Origin of the sequence: Thermocatellispora tengchongensis (genome assembly GCF_014202315.1) — a bacterium.
Classification (GTDB): Bacteria; Actinomycetota; Actinomycetes; order Streptosporangiales; family Streptosporangiaceae; genus Thermocatellispora; species Thermocatellispora tengchongensis.
Window position 1 is genome coordinate 32,301 of record NZ_JACHGN010000013.1, and the last position, 8,498, is coordinate 40,798.

The 8,498-nt window shown below is 70.9% G+C and carries 5 protein-coding genes; 3 read left to right on the forward strand and 2 right to left on the reverse strand.

The features are described from left to right. Positions 1–24 precede the first annotated feature (24 nt). Together rfbA and HNP84_RS28180 are read left to right on the forward strand one after the other, a co-directional pair. Positions 25–897, forward strand: a complete 873-nt coding sequence (gene rfbA / locus HNP84_RS28175; protein ID WP_185052959.1) for a glucose-1-phosphate thymidylyltransferase RfbA — start codon at positions 25–27, stop codon at positions 895–897. Positions 898–974: 77 nt separating this feature from the next. After that, entirely contained in the window at positions 975–4,466 is a 3,492-nt protein-coding gene (locus tag HNP84_RS28180; protein ID WP_185052960.1) for a serine/threonine-protein kinase, read from the forward strand. Between the two features lie 64 nt (positions 4,467–4,530). Here the strand turns inward: HNP84_RS28180 and HNP84_RS28185 are convergent, their stop codons facing one another. Both HNP84_RS28185 and HNP84_RS28190 read right to left on the reverse strand, forming a co-directional pair. Then, positions 4,531–5,235 (reverse strand): HAD family hydrolase, encoded by a 705-nt coding sequence (locus HNP84_RS28185; RefSeq protein ID WP_185052961.1) that lies wholly within the window; start codon positions 5,233–5,235, stop codon positions 4,531–4,533. Positions 5,236–5,379: 144 nt separating this feature from the next. Next, positions 5,380–7,770, reverse strand: a complete 2,391-nt coding sequence (locus HNP84_RS28190) for a hypothetical protein (protein WP_185052962.1) — start codon at positions 7,768–7,770, stop codon at positions 5,380–5,382. A gap of 460 nt (positions 7,771–8,230) precedes the next feature. Between HNP84_RS28190 and HNP84_RS28195 the strand changes: the two genes are divergently transcribed. Beyond that, complete coding sequence (locus HNP84_RS28195) at positions 8,231–8,461, forward strand: hypothetical protein (protein ID WP_376771970.1); 231 nt, start codon at positions 8,231–8,233, stop codon at positions 8,459–8,461. The last annotated feature ends 37 nt before the right edge of the window (positions 8,462–8,498 follow it).

The window sequence follows — 8,498 nt, forward strand, 5'->3', positions numbered from 1 at the left end:
ACCCACAACGCGCCTGGAGGTGACGTGAAAGGCATCGTGCTCGCCGGCGGGAACGGCAAGAGATTACACCCGCTGACGCTGGGGACCTCGAAACAGCTCCTCCCCATCTACGACAAACCCATGATCTACTATCCGCTGTCCACGCTGATGCTGGCGGGGATCCGCGACATCCTCGTCATCTCCACCCCCAGCGCGCTCCCGGCGCTCGCCGCCCTGCTCGGCGACGGGTCGCACCTGGGCATCGCGCTCAGCTACGCCGAGCAGGCCGAGCCGCGCGGCGTCGCGGACGGCATCCTGGTCGGCGGCGCGCACGTGGGCGACGGCCCGGTCGCGCTGGTGCTCGGCGACAACCTGTTCCACGGCGCGGGCTTCTCGGAGGTGCTGAAGGCCGCCAAGCGGAACCTGGACGGCTGCACGCTGTTCGGCTACCCGGTGAAGGACCCCGACAGGTACGGCGTGGCCGAGCTCGACGAGTCCGGCGCGATCATCTCGGTGGAGGAGAAGCCGCTGGCGCCCCGCTCCGACAACGCGATCACCGGTCTGTACTTCTACGACGGCCAGGTGGTCGAGATCGCCCGGAGCATCAAGCCCTCCGCCCGGGGCGAGCTGGAGATCACGGACGTGAACCGCGTCTACGTGGAGCAGAGACGCGCGCACCTGGTCAAGCTCGGCCGCGGCTTCACCTGGCTGGACGCGGGCACGCACGAGTCGCTGCTGGAGGCCAGCCAGTACGTCCAGATCCTGGAGAGCAGGCAGGGCATCAGGGTCGCCTGCCTGGAGGAGATCGCGCTCAGGCTCGGTTTCATCGACGCCGACACCTGTTACAAGCGCGGCCACGAGATGCGGGATTCGAGCTACGGCCGGTACGTCATGGAGACCGCCATGGCGTTCGCCTGACCGCCGGGGCCACGAGCCGTGCCGATTCCGGGAGGGCGGGTGAGAACCCCGGCGGGCCGGCCGGCATCCAACTCGGCGTGGAGAAGCTGAGCCCGGGAGACCCGCAGCGGATCGGGGACTACTGGCTGGCCGGCCGCTTGGGTTCCGGCGGGCAGGGTGTCGTCTACGAGGCCTACGATCCCCGGGGACGGCGGGTCGCGCTGAAGGTGCTGCATGAGGCCGACGCCGAGGGGCGCGGCCGCTTCGCCAAGGAGGCGGCGGCCGCGAGGCGGGTGGCGACGTTCTGCACGGCCCGGGTGCTGGCCGCCGACCTGGAGGGGCGCCGGCCGTACATCGTCTCGGAGTACGTGCCGGGACCGAGCCTGCGGCAGGCCGTGGCCGCCGGGCGGCGGTTCACCGGTGACGACCTGCATCGGCTGGCCACGGCGGTCGCCACGGCGCTGACCGCGATCCACGACGCGGGGGTGATCCACCGCGACCTCAAACCCGACAACGTGCTGCTCGGCCCGGACGGCCCGCGCGTGATCGACTTCGGCATCGCGCGCACCCGCGACATGTCGCTGACCACGACCGGGCAGGTCTCGGGGACCCCCGGCTACCTGGCCCCCGAGGTGCTCACCGGGCAGCGTGCGGGCGCACCCGCCGACGTCTTCGCCTGGGGCGCGACCATGGTGTTCGCGGCCACGGGCGGCAATCCGTTCGAGGCCGAGAACCTGGGCGGTGTGATGCACCGGGTGCTGTCGCACCAGCCCGACCTCGGCATGCTGCCGCCGCGGCTGGCCCCGCTCGTGGCAGGGGCGCTGCACAAGGATCCCGCCGCCCGCCCGACGGCCCGCGATCTGCTGCTGGCGCTGGTCAGCGGCGACCGCAGCGACACCGGCGGCCTGCTGGCGGCGGGCAGCCGCACCGCGCGGGACATCACAGGCCCCGGCTCACAGGACCCGGCGCTCGGCACGATCGCGGAGGACGCCTACGGCGCGCTCTCCCCGGAGGAGCGCGAGCTGGCGGCCGAGGTGTTCCTGCGGTTCGTCGAGGTCGGCGAGGACGGCCGGGAGAGCTGCCGGCGCGTCGCGTACGACGAGCTGCTCGACGGCCGCTCCGAGAACGACGCCGCGGCGATACGCCGCATCCTGAAGGTCTTCTCGTACGTGGTGGTGGCCGACGGCGACTCCGCGCACCTGTCCCGGCCCGCGCTGCTGCGCGCCTGGCCCCGGCTGCGGACATGGGTGGACGCCGACCGCGACGGGCTGGCCGTGCTCGGCCAGATCACCAAAGCGGCCCGGCACTGGGACGACAACGGCAGGCGCGACGGCGACCTGCTGCAGGGAAGCCGCCTGGAGCAGGCGCTGAGCTGGGCCGCCACCGGCCGCCGCCATGTGACGCTGGCCCGGTTCGAGCGCGACTTCCTGCGGGCCTGCACCGAGCTGACCAAGAAGCGGGCCAGGCGGAGGAAGCTGACCACGGCGACGCTGGCGGTGCTGCTGGCCACGGCGCTCGCCGCGAGCGGCATGGTGCTGGTGCAGCGCGAGGAGGTGGCCGAGCAGCGCGACATCGCGACCGCCAAGCAGGCGGCGGCCGAGGCCGACCGGATACGCGCCATCGACCCCACCGCGGCGATGCTGCTGAGCGTGGCGGCCTGGCGGGTGTCCTCCCAGCCCGAGACCCGCTCCAGCCTGACGGCCTCCCTCCAGCAGCGGGAGACCGCGGTGTTCCGCGACCCGCCGGTCCGGGGCGTGGCAAGCCGGGCGCTGAGCCGCGACGGCCGTACGCTGGTGAGCGTCAGCGAGGACGGCCTGAACGTGTACGACGTCCGCACCGGCAGGCGAACCGCCGGCCTGGCGCGGCTCGGGCTCGACGGCGACCTCGCGCAGAACCCGGTGCTCAGCAAGAGCGGCCGCCTGGTGGCGGTCAGAACGTGGCGCAAGCTCGCCGTCTGGGACCTCGCCTCCGGCCGGCGGCTGATCCACCTGGACCACCCGCAGGGGACCGACGCGCCCAAGGACGTGCTGTTCGGCGAGCACGAGACCACCCTCGTGGCGCGCTACGCCGGCTTCCTCGACTTCGTCCTCGACGTCTCCACCGGCGCGATCACGCGCAACGAGCCCGAGACCCTGAGCGCCGTCGCCCACCTGCTCGACCCGGCCGGCGAGCGCCTGCTGCTCACCGGCGATCGGTTCGAGGAGCTGTCCCTGCCCGGCCTGACCCGGCAACGGCGCTACGCCGCCTGCCGCGACCGCCCGTGGCTTGCGGCCTTCAGCGAGGACGGCCGGAGCCTGGCCTGCGTGGGAGAGGAGGGCGTGGCGATCCTGGACGCGGCCACGGGCCGCCTGCGCAGTGACAGCTTCGAGGAGACGCTGGAGTGGTCGTGCGACATCTGCGGGAAGGACGGCGCCCGGCTGCGCTTCGACGGCCGTCACCTGGTCGCCTTCGCGGGCCGTGACCTGCGCGTGTGGCGGCTCGCCGACTTCGGCAGCGTGCTGTCCTACCGGGCCGAGGGCGAGCTCACCGACGTCGGCCTCGACCCCGGCGGCACCACCCTGCGCTATCTCATGGACGACGCCGTGGTGACCGTGGACCTCGCCCCGCGCATCACGTCCACGCCCATGGAGGGACCGGCCGTGCTCAGCCCCGACGGGCGCTGGGCCGCGGTGCACGACCCCTGGGACCAAGAGCTCAGGCTCCTGGCCCTGCCCGGCCGCCGCGAGATCGCGCGGTTCCCCATCACCTCGGAGAGCCACCTGACGGCCACGGGCTTCGACCGGACGGGCACGCGACTGCTCATCGCCGAGTCGCCGCACCGGGTCAGGCTGATCGACCTCACGACGCTCCAGCAGCTCTGGACGGTTCCCGCGCCGCGGGAGAACCCGCCGCACACGGCGGTGTTCTCTCCCGACGGCAGGATCATCGCCCTGCTCATGGGACCGCCGGGACAGATGGGCGACAGCCGCGTCGTGGTGTACGACGCGGCCACCGGACGCGTCCTGCACGACCATCGCACCGCGACGTACCCTCTGGGGCCGTTCACCGCCGACGGCAAGACGCTCGCCACCGCGAGCGGCAGGTTCCTCGACGTGACCACCGGCGAACCGGTCGGCCGCGGCTACGACGACTCGTACTTCGGCGGCCCCGCCCTGAGCGGCACGGGCCTCATGGCGGTCGGCCAGGACGAGAGCGGACGCATCGCCCTGTGGAACGTCCACGGGCCGACGCCGGTCCGCCCCGCACTGCCCCGCGCCGCCGGGACGATCAGCACGATGACGTTCTCGCCCGACGGCGGCATGCTCGTCACCCTCACCCAGGACGGCACCATCCAGCTCTGGGACCCCGAGGCCGGCCGGCGCGTCGGCGGCTCCTTCAAGGTGAACAACGAGGCGAGGTACCTCGACTCGATGACGTTCAGCGCCGACGGCCGCACCCTGTACGTCGCGGCCGACGACATGCTCCACGAGATCCCCGTGGACCCGGATCGGGTGGCCGCGGCCGTGTGCGAACGCGCCGGGACCACCCTGTCGCGGCAGCAGTGGGCTCGCTACCTGCCCGCCGTGCCCTACCGGCCCATCTGCCGGTAGCAGGACCGGTCGCTCCCCGCCCCGGACCAGATGCCCGCCTACCGCCCCCTCACCGCAGACGAGATCACCAGGCGGGCCCCTGGGCGGCCTGCGCCACCTTGGCCACGCGGGCGGCCAGGCCGGCCAGGTCCGGGGCGATCTCCGGCACCACCGACGGATCATCGGGCCGCTCGTCCCGGCGGTTGATCCAGATCCGCGGGATGCCCAGCCGGGCGGCGGGAAGCATGTCGTGGTAGTAGCTCTGGGCCACGTGCACCCAGTGTCCGGCCTCGGGCCGGTGGGCGGCGCGGAAGCGCTCGAAGTGGGCGGGCGCGGGCTTGTAAGCGCCGGAGTCCTCGGCGGTCACCACCATGTCGAACGGCACGGCCAGCCGGCGCAGGGTCTCGGCCACGAGGTCACGGTCGCAGTTGGTCAGCAGCGCGAGGTTCCACCCCGCCTCGCGCAGCGCGCCCAGCTCGCCGGTCACCTCCGGGTAGACCCGCCAGTACGGGAGCGTGGCGGCCGGCACCGAGAGGTCGTCCGGGATCACATCGACCCCCACCTCCCGGCACGCCCGGCCGAACGCCTCGGCCAGCACCCGCCGGTAGCGCATCCCCGGCGCCTCCTCCTGCACCCGGGGCTCGTGCCGCTCGTAGGCGCCAAGCAGCCGCTCCCCGTGGCCGGGGGCCACCAACTCCGCGCTGATCATGATGCCGTGCCGCCAGTCCACCAGCGTCCCGTAACAGTCGAAGGTCACCCAACGCACCCGCGCCACGCCCGATTCCACCATGGCCACTCCTTACCCGCCGCCGCGCGATCCCACCGGGCGACCGGCACATCCGCGGACCGCCAGAACCGGATATGCCCCGAGCAGACTCGGGGTGGCTCCCGATCACGCCCCATGCCCCGCCCTTGGCGAGGACTATCCACCCGGCTACGCCGAAACCATGGGCGAGTAGGTGTCGATGATGCCTTGAAGCATGTTCATGGCCTCACGCAGGTCGCTCTCCCGCTTGGCGCCGAAGTTGTAGTGGGTCCGGAAGTCGGCGTCCAGTTGTGCGAAGTATTCGGCCTGTGCGGGTTTCATGTCAGGGCAGTCGAAGCCGCCGCCCTTCGCATGACCACATCTCTCCCACCCGGCGATGTTGGCCCAGCCATGCATTTCTATCGTGTCGCGCTGCGGATATTCGCTTCCGTAGAGGTCGATGAAGTAGACGACCTTCTCGTCTGTGCACATCCCTCCGGAGCACTCGCTGTACGAGAAGTCGTAGATCTGGCTGGTTCTGCAGGCCATCCTGTGCTCGTACCGCGACGAGATGGTGTCAAGCTGGGTCTGCAGGTGTTGCAGGTAGTCCTTCGCCGTGTTCACCAGGCTTTCGGTCCGCGACGTTTTGAACGTCGTCGCGTTGTTGGACAGCAGGATGGCGGTCTGCAGGAAGAGGAGGTGGATCGAGACGCCCTGAAGGAAGACCGGCAGGGCCATGATCTGGAACTCCGGTTCACAGGGGTACTTGCCGTACTGGAGATCGCTGATCGACTGCAGCAGCGGGTTGCTGGGATCGAGGGCGTGCTCGATGGTGTCCTTGATGTTCTGCAGCGTCTCGTCGTACTCCTGGCCCTGCTGGTAGTCGTAGTGGTTCGCGATGGCGTCCTGGGCCTGGTGCTTCATCCACGCGGTATAGGCCAGCAGACGCGTCATGTCCTGCTCGATGTTGTGTTGCGCGAGATCCTGCTTGACGATCTGGTCGATGACCGTGGGGAGATTGACCTGGGTCTCGGGGAACGCGACCTTCAAAATCGTGTTCAGCACCAGCGCGACGGCGCCTACCACCTGACCTTCGGGGCCGCAGGCCGCCATGATCGTGCTGAAGGTGCTGATGCACTCCTCGACCATGTCCACCGTCGCGCCCCCGACGCCGAAGGCTTCCACGGCGCTCAGGGAAGGTCTGGAGGTGGCGCGTGAGGCCGGGTGGGTCCAGACGTAGTCGCCGGTGTCGAGGTCGATGTGGGTCCCCTGCGCCACGACCGCCAACTCGCCCAGATCGGTGCGCCGGGAGTAGACCAGGGTGTGCGCATCGTTACCCTGCCAGGGATCGGCCAGGGCCGTCATCCCGTCCCGGATGATCCGCTCGCCGGGCAGCAACGGGAAAGCGCGTCGCCAGGCGGCGACAACCGCGTTTCTCTCCGCGCGCAGCCGCTCGCGGTTGTCCTCGGGCAGGCCGGCGATCCACTCCTCGGCCTGGTCGAGGTCGATCAGCGGTATCGGGCCGCAGCGGAGCTCCAGCGCCTCGCGGAGCCTGGTCGCGCTGTGGCGGTACACGCGGATGCCGTTGCGGCGGGCCTGCCCAAGGTACCTGCTGGCGTACAGGCGCGTCTCGGCGATGTCGGACCGCTCCGGAAAGTGCAGGCGCGGGCCCATGCGGGCAGGGCGCGTGTCCGCGATGATCTGGTGCACCGCGAGCTCCACCACGTCCGCGGCGACCGTCCGCGGCAGCGGCCTCCCCTGGTACTCATACCGAGCGATGTGCTCGTACAGCGCTCTGGACCTGGGCGTTGCGGAGGGCGGGCGGAAAGCGTCGTACGCCTGGACGCAACTGGTCACGACCGCCGCCTTGTCATCGCCGCTCGCCCACTCGAAGGGCGTGGCCGGTTCCGCCGACAACGCCTTGATCTCGCTCAGCAGGAGCGCCTGGCACTGCAGCGACGGAGCGCGCCGATCGCACATGTCGGCCACGTGGGCCCAGACCTGCTCATCCGGCAGCGCCCACCACCGCTCAATCTGCTCCTTGACGTTCTGCCTCTGCTCTTCGGTCAGCTCGGAGGTCCCGCGAGTCCCGGAGCCGGGCCGGCGGGGACGTCGGCCGTTCTTGAGCGCGTCCACATGCTCGTGCACCGCGACCACGGTCCCCGCGGCCGCGCTGAGCCTGAGAACCACAGGCAGCATCAGGGCCAGCCCTCTGACCCGGCTGATGAGGCGCCCCTTACGCCGTTGCAACGCGATGTCGTGAAGGCGCTGGCCGGCCCGTTGCCGCTCCAACCGCGCGAGCTCGTCGCCGGTGGGCCCGGTGAAGGTCTCGGCCAACGGTCCCAGAGGCTGGGCCGAGGCGTCCAGCAGGTCGAGCGCCAGCAGGTCCGCGGTCCGGGCGCGCACCGCGTCCACGAGCGGCGCGATGGCCTCGCGGATGGCGTCGATCTCCGGCTGGGAGCGCCGGTAGAACGAGGAAACGGTCCAATCCGTCTCCTCCCTGCTCTCTTTCTCGAACTGCGTCTCGGAGCAGCGCGTTTCTTTGTCGTCGATATCGGTTTTGGTTTCCACTTCGGGCATGAAGTCCCTGCCTTTCGCGCGGCGGCGCGGGCTCGCTCGTCCGCCGGCATCGAAGTCTTTCCGACATGGGATGCTGGGAGGAGGGAAGCGGTCGTGGGCCCGTATCGCATCGCGCTGGTGCCACGATTCGCATGCAGACCGTGGCAGAACGCCCGGCGACCAGGGATTTTCCCGCCCTCTCACAAAGCGAAACTCCAGCGCGGCACGAAGGCGCGGTTCATGATTTCGCCGCGGCGCAGACCCGAACGTTCGACCTGTGCCGCACTGCCCTGTTCACCGCCACCCGGCTTGGCGCCCGGGCATGTCAGGCGGGCGCTGCTCCATCTGCGCCAAGGGATGGCGTCCCGAGCAGAGGGGAGCCACAAGGTGCCATGAACACCGAGGAGACCTGGGCCCGGTCCCCGACGCGCTCGACGCCCTGCTGCACCAGGCGAGAACTCACAGGAACGGGCTCGGACACATGGACTGGATCACCATTCCCATCACCGCCGAACTCCTGCGCGGCGCGCTCGACCTGGAGCGGACGGACGCGGTCTGCTGCCGCACCGGCTGCCCGCGTGGGCCCGCGCCCAGTGCGCCGACGGCGACCGGAGGCGACACCCTGACCATCGACATGACCACCGAGGCCAGTGAGCACCGGCCGAGTCCCGTGGGCACCTTCCGCTTCACCGACCTGCCCGGCGGCCTCTAGGACGTCGAGATCTGGCTGCCGCACAACGCGGGGGTCC